The sequence below is a fragment of the Azoarcus sp. KH32C genome (assembly GCF_000349945.1).
In the GTDB taxonomy this organism is placed as follows: Bacteria; Pseudomonadota; Gammaproteobacteria; order Burkholderiales; family Rhodocyclaceae; genus Aromatoleum.
In genome coordinates this window covers 618622-637151 of the sequence record NC_020548.1, presented here as the reverse complement: position 1 = coordinate 637151, position 18530 = coordinate 618622, and the positions used below count along the sequence as shown (strand labels likewise).

16 protein-coding genes are annotated in these 18530 nt (G+C 63.6%); 5 read left to right on the top strand and 11 right to left on the bottom strand.

Annotated features, from left to right (window positions below; translation table 11 throughout):
* Window positions 1–3: 3 nt before the first annotated feature.
* From AZKH_RS25640 to AZKH_RS25615, 8 genes are all read right to left on the bottom strand, one after another.
* Window positions 4–1137 (bottom strand): trans-acting enoyl reductase family protein, encoded by a 1134-nt coding sequence (locus tag AZKH_RS25640; RefSeq protein ID WP_015452224.1) that lies wholly within the window; start codon window positions 1135–1137, stop codon window positions 4–6.
* A gap of 21 nt (window positions 1138–1158) precedes the next feature.
* Window positions 1159–2445 (bottom strand): acyl-CoA dehydrogenase family protein, encoded by a 1287-nt coding sequence (locus tag AZKH_RS25635; protein WP_015452223.1) that lies wholly within the window; start codon window positions 2443–2445, stop codon window positions 1159–1161.
* A gap of 25 nt (window positions 2446–2470) precedes the next feature.
* Entirely contained in the window at window positions 2471–3220 is a 750-nt protein-coding gene (locus tag AZKH_RS25630) for a hypothetical protein (RefSeq protein WP_015452222.1), read from the bottom strand.
* Window positions 3221–3561: 341 nt separating this feature from the next.
* Complete coding sequence (locus tag AZKH_RS27405; protein ID WP_369795131.1) at window positions 3562–3684, bottom strand: hypothetical protein; 123 nt, start codon at window positions 3682–3684, stop codon at window positions 3562–3564.
* Window positions 3681–3950, bottom strand: a complete 270-nt coding sequence (locus AZKH_RS25625; protein WP_015452221.1) for a cytochrome C oxidase subunit IV family protein — start codon at window positions 3948–3950, stop codon at window positions 3681–3683. Before AZKH_RS25625 ends, AZKH_RS27405 begins: the two co-directional genes overlap by 4 nt.
* Window positions 3947–4543, bottom strand: a complete 597-nt coding sequence (locus tag AZKH_RS25620) for a cytochrome c oxidase subunit 3 family protein (protein WP_015452220.1) — start codon at window positions 4541–4543, stop codon at window positions 3947–3949. The genes AZKH_RS25625 and AZKH_RS25620 overlap by 4 nt, the downstream gene beginning before the upstream one ends.
* Before the next feature lie 128 nt (window positions 4544–4671).
* Entirely contained in the window at window positions 4672–4917 is a 246-nt protein-coding gene (locus tag AZKH_RS27130; protein ID WP_015452219.1) for a YfhL family 4Fe-4S dicluster ferredoxin, read from the bottom strand.
* Window positions 4918–5103: 186 nt separating this feature from the next.
* On the bottom strand, window positions 5104–6168 hold the full coding sequence (locus tag AZKH_RS25615; RefSeq protein WP_231874603.1) for an AraC family transcriptional regulator: 1065 nt from the start codon (window positions 6166–6168) through the stop codon (window positions 5104–5106).
* Window positions 6169–6287: 119 nt separating this feature from the next.
* Between AZKH_RS25615 and AZKH_RS25610 the strand changes: the two genes are divergently transcribed.
* The 5 genes from AZKH_RS25610 to AZKH_RS25590 all read left to right on the top strand — a co-directional run bounded on the left by AZKH_RS25610 (window position 6288) and on the right by AZKH_RS25590 (window position 14719).
* On the top strand, window positions 6288–7187 hold the full coding sequence (locus AZKH_RS25610; RefSeq protein WP_015452217.1) for an acyl-CoA dehydratase activase: 900 nt from the start codon (window positions 6288–6290) through the stop codon (window positions 7185–7187).
* Between the two features lie 2 nt (window positions 7188–7189).
* On the top strand, window positions 7190–9247 hold the full coding sequence (locus AZKH_RS25605) for a 2-hydroxyacyl-CoA dehydratase (RefSeq protein ID WP_156822349.1): 2058 nt from the start codon (window positions 7190–7192) through the stop codon (window positions 9245–9247).
* Window positions 9235–10479 (top strand): 2-hydroxyacyl-CoA dehydratase family protein, encoded by a 1245-nt coding sequence (locus AZKH_RS25600; RefSeq protein ID WP_015452215.1) that lies wholly within the window; start codon window positions 9235–9237, stop codon window positions 10477–10479. The genes AZKH_RS25605 and AZKH_RS25600 overlap by 13 nt, the downstream gene beginning before the upstream one ends.
* Before the next feature lie 97 nt (window positions 10480–10576).
* The gene (locus AZKH_RS25595; RefSeq protein ID WP_015452214.1) at window positions 10577–13234 is read left to right on the top strand and encodes a LuxR C-terminal-related transcriptional regulator; all 2658 of its coding nucleotides are present in this window, start codon (window positions 10577–10579) and stop codon (window positions 13232–13234) included.
* A gap of 117 nt (window positions 13235–13351) precedes the next feature.
* On the top strand, window positions 13352–14719 hold the full coding sequence (locus AZKH_RS25590) for an alkaline phosphatase (RefSeq protein WP_015452213.1): 1368 nt from the start codon (window positions 13352–13354) through the stop codon (window positions 14717–14719).
* Between the two features lie 26 nt (window positions 14720–14745).
* On the opposite strand, the gene AZKH_RS25585 is transcribed toward AZKH_RS25590, so the two are convergent.
* The 3 genes from AZKH_RS25585 to AZKH_RS25575 form a co-directional block, all read right to left on the bottom strand.
* Window positions 14746–16371 carry a long-chain-fatty-acid--CoA ligase gene (locus AZKH_RS25585; RefSeq protein WP_015452212.1) on the bottom strand — a complete coding sequence of 542 codons (1626 nt, stop codon included), beginning with the start codon at window positions 16369–16371 and terminating at the stop codon, window positions 14746–14748.
* Between the two features lie 26 nt (window positions 16372–16397).
* Window positions 16398–17426: a universal stress protein gene (locus tag AZKH_RS25580; RefSeq protein ID WP_015452211.1), complete on the bottom strand. Its 1029-nt coding sequence runs from the start codon at window positions 17424–17426 to the stop codon at window positions 16398–16400.
* A 245-nt stretch (window positions 17427–17671) separates the two neighbouring features.
* Entirely contained in the window at window positions 17672–18466 is a 795-nt protein-coding gene (locus AZKH_RS25575; RefSeq protein WP_015452210.1) for a hypothetical protein, read from the bottom strand.
* Window positions 18467–18530: the final 64 nt, after the last annotated feature.

Below are 18530 nucleotides of genomic sequence, written 5' to 3'. Positions count from 1 at the left end.
CCCTCAAAGCACAGTGACGCTGGCGCTCGCCAGCCCGCGCTGCTCCAGGAAACCCAGGAGATAGCGGTGACCGAAGGCCTTGCAGGCCGAGGCGAATCCGACTCTCGCGGTCTCGCCGTCGAGCAGCTTCATTACAGCGGCCGTCTGCAGCGCGCCGGTCGCAATGTAGGGCGTGACGCCGCGTACCGTCGCGCGCACCGCGGCGAGCTGGCCTCGCCCGACGGCGGTGTCGACCGTGCGTGTCAGGGTAGTGCGCTCGCGCGCCGGCATGGACGGCGTCGTCGAGTCGACGAGGCCCTTGACCACCTGGTCTTGCGCCTCCTTGGACAGATCCTTGTATTCGCTCTCCCACTTCTGGCCCACGGCATGCACGAACTTCATCACCTCGTTGTCGTAAAAGCCGACGCTGGAGACGCAACTGCGCACGCGCGGATCGTTCTCGAAGAAGACGGGCAGCGACGTGCCGCCCCACGGGATCGTGAACACGGGTTGCAGGAGGTCCGGAACGGCGACGGTGTACGAGGCGTTGGCCGCATGCGGAACCAGCTTCTTCTCCCAGAGGTAGCAGGCCTCATGGCGGAAGATCTCGAAGATCGATGCCGTCGAACCCACCGTGACACCCGACCCGGCGCCACGCGGCCCGCGACAAAGCGTGGCGGTCTCGAGCGCATCGACCCCGGGTGTCTCCAAGGCCAGTTCAGCGGCGATCTCCGAGAACGAGTACATGTAGGCCGTCGACGGTGCGAGCAGCAGGCCCGCCTGTCGGAACGGCGCATCGAAGCGCTCACGGGCCGCCCGAATAAAGCTCTGCTCACCCGTGGTGTCCAGGTAATGGCAGCGCGCCTGGAGCGCTGCCTCGACGGTCGTCAGACCAAAATTGACGAAGGGGCCCACCGTGTTGCAGACGATCTTTGCGCCTTGGAACGCCCGCGCCAGCGATTCGACGTCATGGTTCGCCTCGACGATCTCGTAGACGGCCGACTCCAAGCGCACGACGCGCTGGGCCATCATCTCCTGCGTCCGTTTGGCGTTGCGCACGACGGCCGTGAAGGGGATGTTCTGGTCGATCAGCCAGTCCATGATCAGCATGCCGGTGTAACCACTGGCGCCATAGACGACGACGGGATATTTGGCCATTTTGAATCCTTAGGAAGATTTTCAGTTGTTCGACCAGCCATCGGCGTAGAGCTGCTGTGCGAGCAGGCCCAGGCGCATGGTCAGGACATAGTTTTCGCCGTCTTCGATCTGCGCAGAGCGCGCATCGCGGAACAGCTTTTCGATCGGGTACTCGCGCGAGGTGCCACTGGCGCCGAATAGCTGGAACGCTTCGGTTGCGACCTTCATCGCTTCCTCAGTGACCGTGACCTTGCCTGACGCCGTCGCGTACGGGTGTCCGGCCGGTGAGAGCCGGGCATAAGTCAGCGAACGGCGGGCGACGGCGCGGCAGAGTTCAACGCGACGCAACATGTCGCCCAGCCGCCAGCGGGTGAGTTGGTGATTGATCAGCAATTGGCCACCCTGCTTGCGCTCGTGGCAATACTGCAGCGCCATCTCGAAGGCGGCGCGTGCCAATCCGGTCATGATCTGGCCCATGTGGCAACCCGCAAAGGCCCACACGGAAGCCAGATTGCCGTAATACTCGTCCTTGAGCGCAATCGCGAAACGCTTGGGAACGCGAACGTTGTCGAAATAGATTTCGCCCTGGGGCAGCGCGCGCTGCCCGATCTTGTCCAGCGGCTTGCCCTTCGAGACACCGGGCAGATCGAGGGGGATGATCACCACCAGGCCGTGCGGACGGCCGTTGGCGTCAAAGAACCCGTCGCCATAGTCAGCGTTAATGTAGGCCAGCGCCACCTGGGCGACAGCGCCGTTGGAGACCCAGGCCGAACATTGGCCGTTGATGACCATTTCGTCCTTACCGACGACGCCCCAAACATTGCCCTTGTTTCCCTGACCGCCCTTGACCGGCCATTCGCTCGCCATGTCGAAAATCTGGGCATCACTGCCCCTGTCGGGCTGGGTAATCATCCAACAGCCGATTTTGTCGCGGCAGAGGTCGACCAATTCGGAATTGCCGGCGGCCTTGGCCATTTCCAGCGGAAAGGTGACGCAGGCCAGCGAGACACCCAGGCCGGCGTCGCCCCAGCCCATTTCCTCGCCGATGATGGACTCGACCCGGATGGCCGTTTCCGGCGGCATTTGCTCCAGCAGGCTGGAATCAAGGCCGAGTTGCGCGGCTTTGGCCAGAACCTCGTAGTAGGGAGAACCGGGGGCAATCACCTGCTCCGCGCTCATCTTGTCGAGTTCCTGCCCGGCGGGCCGAAGCACGTCCTTGGCGAACTTGTGCAAGGTGTCCTGGATCGCCAGTTCGATGTCGTTGAGCGGTGCTTCGAAGCCGGTCAAGCCCACGGCCGGCAGCGTCAGTTCTGTCTTCAGGTTGATCATTCAAGTTCTCCTGTCGATGATTTGTTTAGTGAGCCAGCGCTTGGGCGCCGGCCACTGCCTGGATGCCGACCTGGCTACGTTTGAGGTCCTGGACACACAACCGGCTCACCCAGAGGAGATAAAAGAAGAATGTGATCCAGACGAAATACATATTCCAAAGACCGTCATACGAGAAGATGAAGGTATGGTCGAACGGAATGAGCGCGAGGGTCACATAGCCGACGGCGAGCACAACGCCAATTACGCCGGCCGAGCGCGGGAATAGCGGCTCCTTGCTGTTGTCATAGAGCCCCATCAGACCAATGGCGCCAAACTGGGCGATGGTGACCCAGTAGGTGCCATCGAACACATACCAGGTCATAACGTGAAAGAACTTGACCATGGCAGGATCCAACTGAGTGGAAAACTCAGCCAGGGCGCACCACATCATGGGGGCCATCATCCCGACCCAGCCTGTCAGCAGACCGCCGACGAGCTGCACCGTTGACAGCACGTGGCTATTCTTTTCCCTGCGCCGCATTTGCGTGGCGATCTGGGAAACAAACAGCATGAAGACGCCGGCATCGAAGCTGGCGATCGTCATTCCGATCATGATGCGGGTGCTGTGATCCCGGTAAAAGTCGAAGTGCTCCTGGGCAGTCCATGCGGGGCTGGCCATGAACGGCTGGATACACATGCCGAGAATTCCCCAGCCGATGACGTAGCCAATGATGCAGAACATTCCACTTCTGGCCAGCCACAGCTCAATCTTGTTTGTCGCGCTTTCCGAAACCATGTCGTCTCCTCGACTAAAAGTTATTATGGAATTCCTGTTGTGCTACGCGTTCGCGGATCTTTATTGGGACTTGATCAGGATCATTTATTGGGTCTGATCTTGATGCTGAGATTAAGCACCTCGAACGAGACGGGCTTGACTATTTGGGACATCAACTTGACCGTTCGTGCTACCAAGAAACCGCATCGAAGCACCTGTCTGACCCACTTCGTGAAGCTGGCGCAGGTGCTCAACATCTCAGTGCTGGACAAACGATAAAGCCCCCATTTCTGGAGGCTTTGTCAGCAGTCTGAGCGCGGATTTTGAGATCCGCGCCAAGCATGCGTGGAGGATAGCTTTGCTTAAGCTGCCTTCTCTTCGCAGCCGGTAGGTGCCTTGATGACAAGCGGCAAGCGTTCCCGGAAGGCGCGTGCGAAAAGGGCGATTTCGTTGCCGTCGTAAAAGGGCAGCGCGTGTTCCGTCATTTGAGGCTGATCCAGTAGGCGAGAAGAATGAGGCCGCCCACCAGGATGAGCCAGCTTTCGAGAAGAAGGCGCCACATCAGGGGGGCGCCCCGCAATTCCATGAAATCGAGGATCACCAGACGGCCCTTGACGAATGCGACGGCCAGCATGGCAATGATGGCAGCGGTGCCGGCGGCACCCTCTTCTCCCAGCCACCAGGTAATGCCGGTGGCGATGAGGAGGACAAGCCAGGCCCGATGGGCGGAGTTCAGGAAAAAAGCCTTCATCGCATCACATAAACCAGAGGAAACAGCACGATCCACAACAGATCCACCATGTGCCAGTAGGCCGCCCCGCTTTCCAGGCCGTGGGCATCCCGGCTGCTGTAGGCGCCTTGGCGGGTCTTCATCCAGAGGATGGTGAGAACCACCATGCCTAAGATCACATGCATGAAGTGGAAAAACGTCAAGCCGAAATAAAACCTGTAGAAGATGTTGGTGGAGAGGGATATCCCTGCCCCGAATTTGGCGGCGTACTCGAACACCTTGATGACCAGGAAGCCGGCGCCGCAGAGAAAACCGAGGGCGATGTTGCGGCTGGCCTCGCGGCTGTCGTCCCGGTGGGTCGCCTGAGCCGCCAGGACGACGAACCAGGAGGCGGTCACCAGCAGCAGGGTGTTGATGGCCCCGGCGTTGCGGTCCAGGGTCTGCTGGTAGAAATTGAACATCTCCACGTTCTTGGCCCGGTCGAAGGCGTACGAAGCGAAGAGCACTGCGAAAATCAGCATTTCGGCCAGGATAAAGGCCCAGATGATCAGGTTGCCGGGTAGGCGCTTGGCGGCAGGGGCTTCGGCGGGTAGGGCAGGGGCGATGGCAGTCATGGTCAAATCCCCAATGCGGGGCGGAACACGAATATCCAGACGGCGCCCCAGCCCGCACAGGCCAGCCCGACCAGGAGGAGCCGAATTGCCGCGATCATGCGAGCGCTCCTCCGGTCCGGGCGCACCGGTCAGGATGCCGTGCGAAGGTATTTTTCGTGCAATTGATCCCGGCTTTCCCGATAGGAGGGATCCGGGAAGATACAGTCGGACAAGCAGACCGTTACGCATTGCGATCTATCGTAATGTCCGACGCATTCCGTGCATTTGGACGGGTCGATGACAAATACACCATCTCCCGGGGAAATGGCCTCATTGGGGCATTCCGTTTCGCAGATGCCGCAATTGATGCAGTCCGAATTGATGATCAGGGCCATGTCTTCCTCCTGTTGTAGTAGAGAGCGGTGATGGCGGCTGACGCAGGGAGAAGGGCTTAATGCTCCGAAGCGCAGACCGACTTTTCACTTGTCGCTCTTGGGCGGTATTTAGCGCTTCGGGGAGATGCGGGCTTTTGACGATTCAGGTCATCGACTTGACAATATGGGACAGGGGCGGCGCGGCGATTACTGCAGGAATGGGGGGCTTTCGCGGAGCTGGTGCTGACGCCAGGCCGAGGCGGTACAGCCGAAGCGGCTCGAAAACCAGCGCGAAAAGGCCGACGGCTCGGAAAAGCCGAGCAGTTCCGCGAGGTCCTTCAGCGACCGCCGGGAATTGCTCAGGTATTTGACGGCGAGGTCTCGCCGGGCGGCGTCGAGGATGTCGGAAAACGTCTGGCCATCCTTTTGCAGATGGCGATGCAGGGTGCGGCGATCGAGTCCGAGGTGCTGGGCGACGATTTCGACCGAGCAGCGTCCGGTGGGCAGCAGCAGCCAGACGAGTTGCCTGACGTTTTCTGCTGCCGACTTGACGGGTTCGGTATCCACCACTTCCAGCAGTTTCCGCACGTAGCGCGCGGTTTCCGGGTCGTAACTCGGCAGCGGGTCGTCCAGGTTCGCGGCGCGGCAAATGATGCCGTCGATATTGCTGTTGAACTTCAGGCGCGTGTCGAACACCCGTTGATGGACGCGCAGATCGACGGGCGCCGGATGGCGGAAGCAGACCGTCGTCGGGTGCCAATCGCTGCCGAGCAGCACGCGCAAAGCCCGATACAGGACGCCCAGGGACATTTCGGTGGCCTGACGGGTCGGTTCCGCCCGGTCCGCTATTAGCTCTTCGCGGATCACCAGCACTCCGTCGCTTTCCTCAAAGAGGAACATCACTTCCTCGGCCTGCAGATGGGCGTAGCTCTGGATCGCCTCGAGTGCCTTGCGCATCGTCGGCTGGCTCTTGATCACGAGCGCGAGCGGGCCGAGGTTCGACAGCTGGCGGCCTTCGGCCATGCGCAGCCCGAAGTTGTCGATCCCCGCGGCCTGGGCGGAATTCTCGAGCAACTGGAACAGGGCGGAAACCGGAATTTTCGTGTCCGGATTGGTCAGGCAGGCCGGGTTGATGTTGACCCGCCGCAATTCTTCGAAAGGCGAGATGTGCAGCGATTGCGCCAGCTCCACGTAATTGGTCAGGCACGCGCTGCGATGCAGCCTTTTCATCGCCATGGCGATGTGTCTCCGTATTAATTGTTTGATTTCCACTCTATCAGCGTGTCTCCAAATGTCAAGACGGTGTCTTTGCATGTCAAGAGCGCCGACGTCGAACGTCCTAATGTTGCGTGGCAGATCAAATAAAGATTTCCATTTGGAGGAGCCTGCAAATGAGCGAAAGCAGTTTTAAGATCGCCGACGTGATCGATCCGAGGAAAATCCCGGAATTGCAGCCGGTGACTACCGTCGGTATCGATATCGGTTCGCGTCAATCCAAGGCAGTCATGCTGACCGCCGAACATGTTCACACCGTAATTACCGCCAGCGGCGTGCATCCGCATGAAACGGCACAGCGTCTGGTCAATAAATTGCTGAAATTGGCGCAACTGCCGCGCAGCGACATTTCGATGATTGCCGGCACCGGTTATGGCCGGATTGCTTTGCAATTTGAGGATATTCCCGCGGAAGTGATTACCGAGATCACCTGTCATGCGATGGGCGCGCATTACCTCAACGCCGATACCCGCACGATCATCGATATCGGCGGCCAGGACTGCAAGGCCATCAAGCTCGATACCAGTAACGGGCGCGTCACCGAGTTCGCGATGAACGACAAGTGCGCCGCCGGTTCCGGCCGCTTCCTGGAGAAGACGGCGGAGATGCTGGGCTACTCGCTGGAGGAGCTGGGCAGCCGCGCCATGGCGTCCACCAAGGCGCTGCAGATGAGCAGCCAGTGCGTGGTTTTCGCGGAGTCGGAAATCGTGTCGCTCAAGGCCACCGGCGAAAAGGGTGAGGACATCGCCGCCGGCGTGCATTTCGCCATTGCCCGCCGCGTCTGCAACCTGGTGAACCGCATCGGCCTCGACCCCGAGCTCGCCTTCTCCGGCGGGGTCTCCAACAACATCGGTGTCAAGCACGCGCTGGAGAGCCTGCTCGGGCGGCCCTTCGTCACGCCGCGGCTGAACGCCGTCTTCGCCGGTTGCCTCGGGGCGGCCGTCATCGCCCAACAGAAGGTCTGCGGCATCGCCGATGTCGACGCGGCGCCGCAGGAAATGGAGGTGGAGGCGTGAACATGAGACACGAGAACATTCCCGCAGAGCGCAGCCTGCCCTTTACCGAGGTCATCGACCCGAAACTGGTCCATGAGCTGACCGGCGTCACCTCGCTGGGCATCGACATCGGCTCGCGCAACTCCAAGGCCGTGCTGCTCCACGACGGCCGGCTCTACACGGCGCTGTTGCCCACCGGCCTCAACATGCAGGAAACGGCGGCCGAGCTCCTGGAGGAGCTGTACGAGAACGCCAACATCACCATGGAAGACATCGACTTCATCGTCGGTACCGGCTACGGTCGCGTGTCGCTGAAGTTCGAGACGGTGCCCAGCGAGATCCTCACCGAGATTTCCTGCCACGCGATGGGCGCGCATTACCTGAACGCCGGCACGCGCACCATCATCGACATCGGCGGCCAGGACGCCAAGGCGATCCAGGTCGATCCGGAGACCGGCAAGGTGGTCAAGTTCCGCATGAACGACAAGTGTGCGGCGGGTACCGGGCGCTTCCTGGAGAAGGCGGCCAACCTGCTCGACCTCACGATGTACGACGTGGGCCCCGAGTCCCTGAAGTACACCAAGGACCTGGAAGTCAGCAGCCAGTGCGTGGTGTTCGCGGAATCCGAAGTGATCTCCCATCGCGCCAAGGGCGAGACGGCGGCGGACATCGCGGCCGGGATACACATGGCTTCTGCCAAGCGGGTGGTGAGCCTGCTGCGGGCCATCCCGCTGGAATCGGACATCGTCTTCACCGGCGGCGTTTCCAACAACGCGGGGATGAAGCACGCGCTGGAGCGCCTGCTCGGCCAGACGATCGTCCAGCCCAAGCTGGACATGGTCTTCGCCGGCTGCCTGGGCGCAGCGATGTATGCGCAGCGCCTGGCGGTGGAGAAACGCAATATCAAGACCACGATGGTGGCCGAGCGCTGCGACCTGTCGGACGTGTCGCGCCGCATCGAGGACGCCGAGGTGTCGCTGATCGAGCGCAAGGACGTGAAGAAGGTCGGCTACCTCTGCACCTATACGCCGCCCGAGATGCTGACCGCCGCCGGCGTGGCCTTCGGCCGCATCGACAAGTGCGGCTCGCCGTCGGTCGTGGCCGAGGGCGAAGTGATCGTCAAGAGCGTGTTCTGCGACATGAGCAAGAGCGTGCTCGGCCACTTCCGCACCAAGGATCCGTTCCACGACGCCCTCGACCAGGTGGTGACCTTCTACACCTGTGACACGATGCGCGCGACCTCCAACGCCATCAACCACTACTTCAAGCCGTCCTACGGTTACGTGGTGCCCCGTACCAGCGACAAGCCGAGCGCCCGGGACTTCTTCCGCGAGGAAATGAAGAACTTCGGCAAGGACCTGGAAAAGCTGACCGGAAAACCCATCGACGAAGACAATCTGCGCGCGTCGATCAAGTTGCATAAGAAGCTGCGCCAGACGATCCACAAGATCTCCGACCTCAGGAAGCGCAACCGTCCGCCGTTGTCCGGCGCCGACTTCCTGGAGATCACCCGCGCCTACCGCAGCATCCCGGCCGAGGAGCAGCAACCGATCCTCGACGAGCTGTACGAGCGCCTGGCGGCCGTCCCCGAGGACGACAAGCCGCGTCTGCGGGTGATGGTCTGCGGCGGCATCATGGCCGACGGCGACCGCCGCCTGATGGACCTGCTGGAGAAGGACATCGGCGTGAACGTGGTGGTCGAGGACCACTGCACCGGCCTGTCGCCCTTCTACTACGACACGCAGGAAACCGACGACCCCTACCGCGACCTGGCCAACGCCTACCTGGACCAGGCCCCCTGCGCCCGTCAGTCGCCGCTGAGCCGCCGCATCGACTTCTCAGAGAAGCTGGCCCGGGAATACAAGGTCGACGCCGTCATCTACTACACGCTCAAGTTCTGCCCGTCCTTCTCGCAGACCAAGGGCCTCTTCATGCGGCGCTTCCACGAGATGGGCTTGCCCGCCCTGGAACTGGACACCGACTACTCGCAAGGGGACACCGGCCAGATCAAGACCCGCCTCGAGGCCTTTATCGAAGTGCTCAAGGAATCGCAAGGAGAGAAAGAATCATGCACGCAGTAATGGAAAAGGCCGCATCTGCGAACACGATCGGCAACGCAGAGCCGCAAAACCAGATCGAATACATCCAGCAGAGCCGGGAAGCCCACCACTACTCGCCGGGCATCCAGAAGCTGTACGACATGGCGCTTTCCTACTTCCCGGACGCCGAGAAGGGCAACCAGGAAGGCACGCCGGCTGTGTGGTCCACCGGCCTGATGGAAGCGCCGCTGCTCTACGCTTGCGACACCATCCCGATGGCGGTGTATGACTTGGGCCGCCTGGGTTCGGCGGTGGAAGCGGCGGAGCTGTCGGAAGACATCTTCGACATGCCCAAGGAAACCTGCTCGATGGTTTCCGCCCTGATCGGCGAGTGGTACCTGCGCCGCAACAACTCGGTGAAGAAGGTCGTCGCCCTGTCCACGGTCTGCGAGCCCCTCAACATGGGCTACGAGATGATCAAGGAGTTCGGCTTCGACATTCACCGCGTCGAGCAGGTGATCCGCCCGGTGCAGGGCGGCGACGAGCGGCTGGAGCAGATGATCAAGTTCCTCGCCAGCGAGCTCGAGGATGTGGCGATGTTCCTTACCGGCAAGCCGGTGGACGAGGAGAAGATGCGCGCGGAAATCAAGCGGTTGAACCGCCTGATGGCCAAGTTCCGCGAGATCCTCCAGCTGCGCCTGAAGAACCCGCTCTACATCAAGAGCCTGCCGACGCTGTTCCTGCTGATGGGCTCCGCCCACTACTTCGGCAAGCCGGCAGAGTACGAGGCGCTGCTCGACCAACTGATCGACGAGCTGAAGACCGCGGACTTCGTGCCCTCGCCGATGGGCAAGATCATCCCGCTGACCTGGGTCGGCGCCCGTGGCCTGGAGTTCGGGGTGTACAAGGCGGTCGATGACCTGGGCGGCGCGCTGCTGTCGTGGTTCACGCCGAACCCCTACGACCGCGTGTGGAACGAGGACATTCCGCCGCTCGAGTCGATGGCCCGCTTCATCCTCGATTACTTCGTCACCGGCTCGCCGGTGAACCAGATCAAGTACATCGAAAACATGATCGAGGAGTCCGGCTCGAAGGGAATGCTCTTCTACACCTACATCGGTTGCCCGTACGGCGGGATGCACGTCGAGCTCTTCCGCGACCACTTCCACAAGAAGGGCGTGCCGAGTTCGGGCCTGGAAGGCAGTTGGCAGGTTGGCGCGCCGTCCGGCCAGCTCATCACCCGCGTACGCGCCTTCATCGAAATGTTGTCCTGACGGACAGCGATTCCGCAACGGTTTGCCGGACGCGATTCCGTTTCGCGTCCGGCTGCGATAGTCTTTTGTAATCCTGTCCGGCGAACCTTTGCGCTAAATGACGACTGAAACCGCCGATGCCGAATTCGTTCTGAAAAGCACGCCGCCGCGCGTGACCCGAGACCAGCTGCTGCGGGCTCGTCTTGGGTGGGACGTTGAGGATCTGCGGAACAAGACGATCGTCGAGGTCGTCGCGCCGGCCGGCTTCGGCAAGACCTCGCTGCTCGGCCAGTGGCGGCGCGAGGCCTTGAACCTGGGGGCCCTCGTCGCGTGGCTGACCCTCGACGAGCGGGACGACGTCGCGCGCTTCTCTGGCGGACTCGCCTATTCGATGCGGGTCGCGAGTGGCCGGCCGACCTTCGAGCGTGCCGTCGCCCAGACGATGCGCCAGGGCGGGGGCGCGTTCGAAGGGCTGACCGCCTGGCTCGCGGAAGTCGCGAATCTGGGCGCGGAAACGGTGCTGATCCTGGACGAGGTCCAGTTCGCGTCCGAGCCTGTGCTGCAATCGCTGCTCTATCTGATCCTTAATGCGCCACCGAACCTGCGCGTCGTGCTCGCTTCGCGCAAGGCGCTACAGCTGCCGCTGTCGAACTTCCTTGCGCGTGGGCTGTACGCAATCGTCGGCACCGAGCGGCTGCGCTTCACGCGCAAGGAGACAGCATCGATCCTGAAAGCGCGCTTCAAGGACCGCATCGATGCGGAGTCCTGCATGAAGCTGCACGACAAGGCCGCCGGCTGGCCGCTGGGCGTGCAGCTGGCGATGGCGGTCATCGAGCGGCAGAGCGATCTCAAGGGCGCGATCGCGACGATGGATGCCGCGACGGGCGATCTCGAGCGCTATTTTCTCGAAGGCCTGCTCAACAACCTGGAACCGCGCATCGTCGAGTTCCTGATCCGCGTGTCGATGCTCGATGCGTTGCAGGACGGGCTGTGCGCGTTCGTCAGCGGCTACGAGGACGCCGCGACGCTGTTGAAGCAGGCGCGCGAAAAGTTGCCGATCTTCATGGATGGGCCAACCGCCGAGCGGGCGAGGTTCCACCCCATGGTGCGGGAGTTCCTGTTCGGTCAGCTGCGCAAGCGGCCGCAAGACGAGCGGAATGCCTTGCACGGCCGTGCCGTGCGCTGGCTCGCCGATCACGGCTTGCGCGAAGCGGCCGCCGACCAGGCGCAGGCAGCGGGCATGGACGAGCTTGCGCATGCCCTGATCAGCGAATGCTTGTATGGGGCGGCGCTCGAAGGGGATCACGTCCGCTTGCTTTACTGGCTGGAACGCATCCCTCCCAAGGAACTTGAGCGCCATCCGCGCACCTTGCTCGGCGCCGCGTGGGTGTTGGGGCTCAGCGATCGGCACCGGGATGCCGCGCGTCTGATCGAGAAGGTCCGGGGCAATCCGGCCGCGCCCGTCGAGGAGCGTTTCGAGAGCACATTGATCAGCGGTGCGTCGGCCTATTTCGTGGACCGGATCGACGACACCGAAAGCCTGCTCGCGCCCTGGGAGGATCACGTGCGTTTCGCCCCGCCGGCCTTACGCGCGATCTATGCCAACTGCACCGCAGTCGCACACCTCTACCGCGGCACTCCGGAGCGGGCGCGGCACCTCATCCGCGCGGCCTATGGGGCGGTGCCGCAGGGATTGCATGCGGTGAAGGGCTGGTGCGAGTGGGTGATCGGATTCAGTTACCTGTGGGAGGGACAGGTCAAACTCGCGCAGGAGTGGCTCGCCGAGCCTTCCCGCCGCGCAGATGACGTGCGTGGGCGACGCAACGGCGTCAGTGCGATGCTGGCGTCGGCGCTGGCGATGGCTTCGTGGGAGCTCGGCGACATCGATGCGGCCGAGGACATGCTGCTCGATCGTCTCGACGTGCTGGAGCGCGTTTCCGCGCCCGAAGCGGTCGTCATGGGTTACCAGGTGGCGGCGCGCGTCGCGCGGCTGAAGGGACAGCAGCGGCGCTCGCTCGACCTCCTGAACAATCTGTTCGCGCTGGGTGAAGTACGGAAGATGCCGCGCTACTGTGTCGCGAGCCTCTTCGAGCAGGCGCGGATGCACCTGGTGCAGGGGCGGATGCGCTCCAGTATCGACGCGTGCGATCGCCTCGAGAGACTGGTGCCCGATCTCGATGCGAACACGCTGCTGGGGCGCGTGCTGTTGTTGCGCATCGCCCAGGCCCGCGCTTATGCGGCGATTGCCGCGGGCAACTGGGATGACGCCCAGGCGGTCCTTCAGCCCTTGCTCGATGAAGCCGACGAACTCCGGAGGGGGAGGGAAGGCGTCGAGACCAGGTTCCTGCTGGCGATTGCCCGCAAGCATTGCGGCCTCGAATGGAGTGCCCTCCGTCAGGAAGCGCTCGACCTCGCCGAGGTCTACGGCATGCAACGCGGATTGCTGGAACTGGAGTCGCTCGCCGGTGAGCGCGGCGACGAACACGTCGGAAAGAAGGAAGTGCCGCGGGAAAGAGCCGATGTTCAGGCGGGCCGCGCAACCGTTGCGCACAGCCCCGTCGTCAAGACCGGCGGCTTACTGACCACCAAGGAGGAGGAAATCCTCCAGTTGCTCGGCCACAACCTGTCGAACAAGCAGATCGCCTCGGCGCTGAGTATCAGCGACGAGACCGTCAAGTGGCACGTCAAGCACCTGTTCGTGAAGCTTAATGCGGCCTCGCGCCGGCATGTCGTGGACCGGGCGCGCATGCTCGGAATCCTCACCGACCCTTATTGAAGTCGAATGCCACGGAAAGTGATCGTGCGCACCTCGACTACCTGCATTCCAATCCGGTCGAATATGGGCATGTCAGGCGGGGCGCAGACTGGACTCATTCGACGTTCCGCGTCTGGGTTGCGCCCCGGCCTCGCGTGGCGCACGCTGCGCCGCCTGGCGCTGCCCTGGCTGCTGCAGGCGCTGCATGCGGCCGGCGCCAGCGCGGCCACCTTGGCCGGCGGCCCGATGGCCGGGCCGGCGACGGCCGCGCGCGTCGGCGTGTGGCTGATGACCGACGCTCCGGCGCAGGTGCAGCTCGAGTACTGGCCGCAGGGGCAGCCAGACGCTGCGCGGCGCAGCGCGCCGGTCGCCGTCAGCCCGGAGCGCGGCCACACCGCGCGCGTCGACCTCGACGGTCTGCGGGCCGCCACCCGCTACGCCTACCGCGTGCTGCTCGACGGGATCCCGGTCGAGCTCGGCGAGGTGCCCGCATTCACCACCGCGCCCGCGGATCCGGCCACGCCTCGCGAGCTGGTCATCGCCACCGGCTCGTGCAGCTACCTCCCCGACCCCCCTTACGAGGTCATGCAGGACTCCTTCGGCGCCGGCTTCGAGATCTTCGATACCGTCGCTGCACGGCGACCCGACGTGATGCTGTGGCTCGGCGACAGCATCTACTACCGCGACGACGACCTCGCGCCAGCGGACAAGGCCACCGCGCGGATGCACGGGCGCTGGGCAACCACGCGCAGCTTTGCGCCGCTCCAGCGGCTGCTGCGTACCGGCCAGCACGTCGCCATCTGGGACGACCACGACTACGGCCCGAACGACTCGAACCGCGACTTCGCCCTCAAGGCGACCGCGCTGGAACTGTTCCAGGACTACTGGGCAAACCCCAGCTACGGCCTCCCCGGCGTCACCGGGATCTTCGCCCGGGTACCGCTCGGCGACGTCGAGCTGTTCCTGCTCGACGACCGTTACTACCGCGACGACGATGCCTCCGCCGACCCGGCGCGCACGATGTTGGGCGCAGCGCAGCTCGAATGGCTGAAGGGCGCCCTGCGCGACTCGCGCGCCACCTTCAAGCTCGTCGCCAACGGCAGCCGCATGCTCAGCGACCGCCCGTCGCCCGAGAAGCGCGGCGGCGAGGGCTGGCACAACTTCCCGCGCGAGCGCCAGGCGTTCCTCGACTGGCTCGCTGCGGAGCGCATCGATGGGGTGTTTTTCCTCTCGGGCGACATCCACTACACCCACCTGACCGAGCGCGAGCGCCCCGGCACCTACCCGCTGACCGAGCTGACCTGCTCGCCGCTGACCTCGCGCGTGCATCCTCGCCCGTTCCCGGTGCGCGAGGTGCCCGGGACGCTGGTCACGCAGCGCAACTTCTGCACGCTGGAGTTCTCCGGGCCGGCCGGTGCGCGGTTACTGCGCGTCGCCGCGTGGAACGCCGCGGGCACGCGCCTGTGGCAGGAGGAGTTTCCGGCCGCGCGGCTGCGCACGCCGTGAGCGCGCCCACCCGCTCGGCGACTCGTCTAAGCAGTCGGCCACCGATGCTCGGCGAACATTTCCCGCAGGCGTCCCTTGCGGACCTTGCCGGTGGCCGTGTGCGGAAACTGTTCGACGAAGGCCACGTCGTCGGGCAGCCAGCGCCGGTCGAGCTTCGCGGCGAGGTACAGCAACATCTCTTCGCGGCTCACATCAAAATCGGTTCGCGGCAGGATGACGAGCAGACGGTGGGTCGGGCGCTCGCCCTGTGGCAGGGCGATGACGGCAGCCTCGGATACGGCGGGGTGTCCGGCGGCCGCATTTTCGAGTGCGACCGACGACATCCATTGGTCGCCGGACCGGATCGCGTCGGCTGCGCGATCGGTGATCTGCAGGTAGCCGTGTTCGTCGATCGTCGCGATGTCGCCGGTATCGAAGAATCCGTCGGCGTCGAGACGCGAGCCTTCCGCCGACTTGAAGTAGGCGGAGGCGACCCACGGGCCGCGGACCAGGAGATGGCCGGGCGTCCGTCCGTCGTGGGCGACGGCTTTCCCCGAGTCGTCGACGAGCCGCATCTCGATGCCGAACGGCGCGCGTCCTTGCTTGATCTGGCCATCCGGCGCATCGGCGTGCATCGCGGACGACGGACAGATCGCTCCGATCGGCGACGTTTCGGTCATCCCCCACACCTGCGTGACGCGGGCGCCAAAGGTGGTGGCGAAGCGCTCGACCAGCTCGCTCGCCGGGGCGATTCCGCCGACGACGACGCGCTCGAGCGAGAGCTCCTTGCGCGGATTCCGGCGCATCCCGTCCAGGTACTTGAACAGCGGAGCCCAGAAGTAGGGCGCGCCGAGTGCGAGCGTCACCCGCTCCTCGCGCAGCAGTTCGTAGATGCTCCGACCGTCGTGGACCGGCCCCGGCAGCACCAGCTTCATGCCGCACATCGCCGCGGCGTACGGAACGCCCCAGGCATTGACGTGGAACATCGGCGCCGCGAGCAGCGCCGATTCCCGCGCGGACAGTGAGAGGCTGTCGGCCGCGCACAGGGCGAAGGCGTGCAGGACCGTCGAGCGGTGCGAGTACAGCACGCCTTTCGGCGTTCCCGTCGTTCCCGCCGTGTAGCACAGCGACGAGGCCGTCGTTTCGTCGAAGGATGGCCACTCGAAGTCGGCGCTGGCCTCCGCGATGAGGTCCTCGTAGCACAGCAGGTTCGGAATGTCGCTCAGGGGGAGATTCTTGCGGTCCGTCATCGCGACGAAGCGCTTCACCGTCTTCAGCGCCGGCGCGAGGCGCTCGATCAGCGGCGCGAAGGTGATGTCGAAGAAGAGGTACTGGTCCCCGGCATGATTGACCACGTATTCGATCTGCTCGGGAAACTGGCGCGGATGGATCGTATGCAGGACGGCGCCGACGCCGGACACGCCGTAGTACAGCTCCATGTGCCGGTACCCGTTCCAGGCCAGCGCCCCGATCCGGTCGCCCGGCTTGACGCCCAAGGCGGTCAGCGCCGCGGCGAGTTGTCTTGACCGCCGCCCGATGTCGCCGTAGGTGCAGCGGCTGATCAATCCTTCAGCGGTTCGCGACACGATCTCGGTTCCCGGATGACAGCGGGCTGCATGTTCGATCAATGAAGAAACGAGCAGGGGGCGGTCCTGCATGAGTCCCTTGAGCATGGGCGATCTCCTTGGGGGGCCGAGGACTAGTCGCCGGCGCTATCGGACGGGGCGAGGTTTACGATGCGCGAGAAGATGCGGCGGAATTCCGTGTTCGTATCCCGGCCGAAGCGTGGATCGCCGCCGTCGGAAAAGGCAGCGTTGATCCCTTCCCAGTCTTCGGGCGTCAAATGGTTCAGCGCACCGGGAAGGATGCTGCCTTCGACCCGCTGCATGTGTTCCCAAGTCGATTGCTCGCAGCTCGCAACCGCCTCGCGGATGTCTGCCAAGGGCGCCGAACCGGCGAGATGGCGCTCGACCGCGGCTTCGAGTTCGCCGATCAGCCGCTGGTGGTCGGCATTTTGGTGCTCCAGCTCGGAGAGCTCGGTGTCATAACGCGTGCTGCGGCGGCGGAGGCGGCTGAAGAGATATTCGTTTTCCTTCGGGCGATGCATGCTGACCGAAAAGGTCTTGAGATATTGGATCATCGTCCGCATCAGGTCCGCGTCGGGCTTTCCGTCCATCTCCTCTTTCCTGTCGAGCAGGTTCAGCCAAGCGTGCAACACGGCGGCGAGCGAGCGGTGCTCGTCGCGGATCACGTCCATCACCTGTGACGGGACGGGCGGATTCGACGTGGCCGCTACGAGCACCGGCATGCCGGCATTGACCAGCACCTTTAGTGTCTGAGATCCCAGCATCATGCCGATGCCGCTGCGTCGGCCATGGGACGCCATGTAGATCAGGTCGCATGCGGCGTCACGCGCGGCGGCGATGATCGCCTTGGCGGGCGAGTCGCTGACGGCGGTCGCCGAGCCGCAGGGCACGCCGAAGGCGCGCGCGGCCGCTTCCGCCTTTGCCAGGATTTCGCGCACCCGTCCTTCGTACGCATAGGCGAACTTGGCCGGCGAGGTCAGCCGCACGATTTCGGCCTCGCCGTCGAGCGCCGCGGCGTAATCGGGCCGGGCGTGGAAGAAGGTGATGCGGGCCCCGAGCGTGCGGGCGAAGTCGATGGCGTTGCTGCTGGTTTCGGTCGAGAGGTCGGTGCCGTCGATCGGCACGAGTAGATGGCGATACATGGCGACTCCTGGAATCCGTGGAGCGGATATGACGGATTCTAGGCAGGAAGGAGTGGCCGGCGCCCCCTCCACGACGGGGGGCTAAGCAAGGAATTTGCGCTGCATCCGATCGCGATGTCAGCGCGGCGCGCGCCAGTCGGACTGTTTGGGGGCACGCACGCAAAATCGTGACAGTCACGTCATGCGTGTCATCGGCGCCCATCTGTCCATGAAGGCCCGCCCGTATGGATGGTTCGGTTCCCTTCTCAACGCGAACGCCGCCGCCAGATGAACGCTCCCGCTGCCATTCCCAGCACTGCCAGTAGCGCGATCAGTGCCCACACGATGGTCACGGTGAACAATGGTGGCGACAGTTTCAGCTCCGTGATCATGGTCAGCACAGCGCCGTCTGGCAGGCTGAAATTCTGGTTCAGCAATGGATTGAAGCCGGTGAAATTCACCACCGGGCGCACGGTCAGGGGCGGATAAGGTGGCGACTCGGTTAGCGAACTGGCCTGCGGCGTGCCCTGGAAATAGATCACTGTACTGCCCTCCACGGTCAATCCGTTCAGATCCGGGACCTCGAGTGAGGTTTGGGTTGGCTTGAAACCCATGCCGGCCAACTGGACCGAAATTGCACCGCCCGACTTGTTGTGGATGTCCACCTTCTCGGAGATTCGGGACGCTCCGCTGCCCGTTGCACCGCCATTGACGGAGTAGACGACGGCGCCCGTCACGGTGCCGGTCGTTGCTCCGCTGCCATAGCCTAGGAGGGGGCCCTGAGCATGGATCTGATTGGCGCCGACATGGGCGCCCGGGTGGATGTGACCGATATCCAGCATGGTGAAGGGACCGGACGGATACACGAGGATGCGTCGGCCATCGACGGTCCATTCGACCGTGCGCGGCAACTGCACCGGGTCGTTGGGAACATTCAGGTTGAACGTGGGGTCGTCGATCGTGAATTTGAGGCTGGAGTTCTGCTCCGTCACCGTAAAGGAAACGGCTTGCGATTGGCAGGACAATGAGGCGAGCAACACGGCCGCAAGTAGCGCTCTCATGATGGACCTCCGTCGATTGCATTCTTCTCAGGATAGTCAACGGACGCTTTTCGGCCTCGGCGGA

What these genes read in the sequence shown, in the direction of transcription:
- AZKH_RS25640 (WP_015452224.1), bottom strand. Translation starts at nt 1,137, where the DNA reads ATGGCCAAATATCCCGTCGTCGTCTATGGCGCCAGTGGTTACACCGGC.
- AZKH_RS25635 (WP_015452223.1), bottom strand. Translation starts at nt 2,445, where the DNA reads ATGATCAACCTGAAGACAGAACTGACGCTGCCGGCCGTGGGCTTGACC.
- AZKH_RS25630 (WP_015452222.1), bottom strand. Translation starts at nt 3,220, where the DNA reads ATGGTTTCGGAAAGCGCGACAAACAAGATTGAGCTGTGGCTGGCCAGA.
- AZKH_RS27405 (WP_369795131.1), bottom strand. Translation starts at nt 3,684, where the DNA reads ATGACGGAACACGCGCTGCCCTTTTACGACGGCAACGAAATCGCCCTT.
- AZKH_RS25625 (WP_015452221.1), bottom strand. Translation starts at nt 3,950, where the DNA reads ATGAAGGCTTTTTTCCTGAACTCCGCCCATCGGGCCTGGCTTGTCCTC.
- AZKH_RS25620 (WP_015452220.1), bottom strand. Translation starts at nt 4,543, where the DNA reads ATGACTGCCATCGCCCCTGCCCTACCCGCCGAAGCCCCTGCCGCCAAG.
- AZKH_RS27130 (WP_015452219.1), bottom strand. Translation starts at nt 4,917, where the DNA reads ATGGCCCTGATCATCAATTCGGACTGCATCAATTGCGGCATCTGCGAA.
- AZKH_RS25610 (WP_015452217.1), top strand. Translation starts at nt 6,288, where the DNA reads ATGAGCGAAAGCAGTTTTAAGATCGCCGACGTGATCGATCCGAGGAAA.
- AZKH_RS25605 (WP_156822349.1), top strand. Translation starts at nt 7,190, where the DNA reads ATGAGACACGAGAACATTCCCGCAGAGCGCAGCCTGCCCTTTACCGAG.
- AZKH_RS25600 (WP_015452215.1), top strand. Translation starts at nt 9,235, where the DNA reads ATGCACGCAGTAATGGAAAAGGCCGCATCTGCGAACACGATCGGCAAC.
- AZKH_RS25595 (WP_015452214.1), top strand. Translation starts at nt 10,577, where the DNA reads ATGACGACTGAAACCGCCGATGCCGAATTCGTTCTGAAAAGCACGCCG.
- AZKH_RS25585 (WP_015452212.1), bottom strand. Translation starts at nt 16,371, where the DNA reads ATGCTCAAGGGACTCATGCAGGACCGCCCCCTGCTCGTTTCTTCATTG.
- AZKH_RS25580 (WP_015452211.1), bottom strand. Translation starts at nt 17,426, where the DNA reads ATGTATCGCCATCTACTCGTGCCGATCGACGGCACCGACCTCTCGACC.
- AZKH_RS25575 (WP_015452210.1), bottom strand. Translation starts at nt 18,466, where the DNA reads ATGAGAGCGCTACTTGCGGCCGTGTTGCTCGCCTCATTGTCCTGCCAA.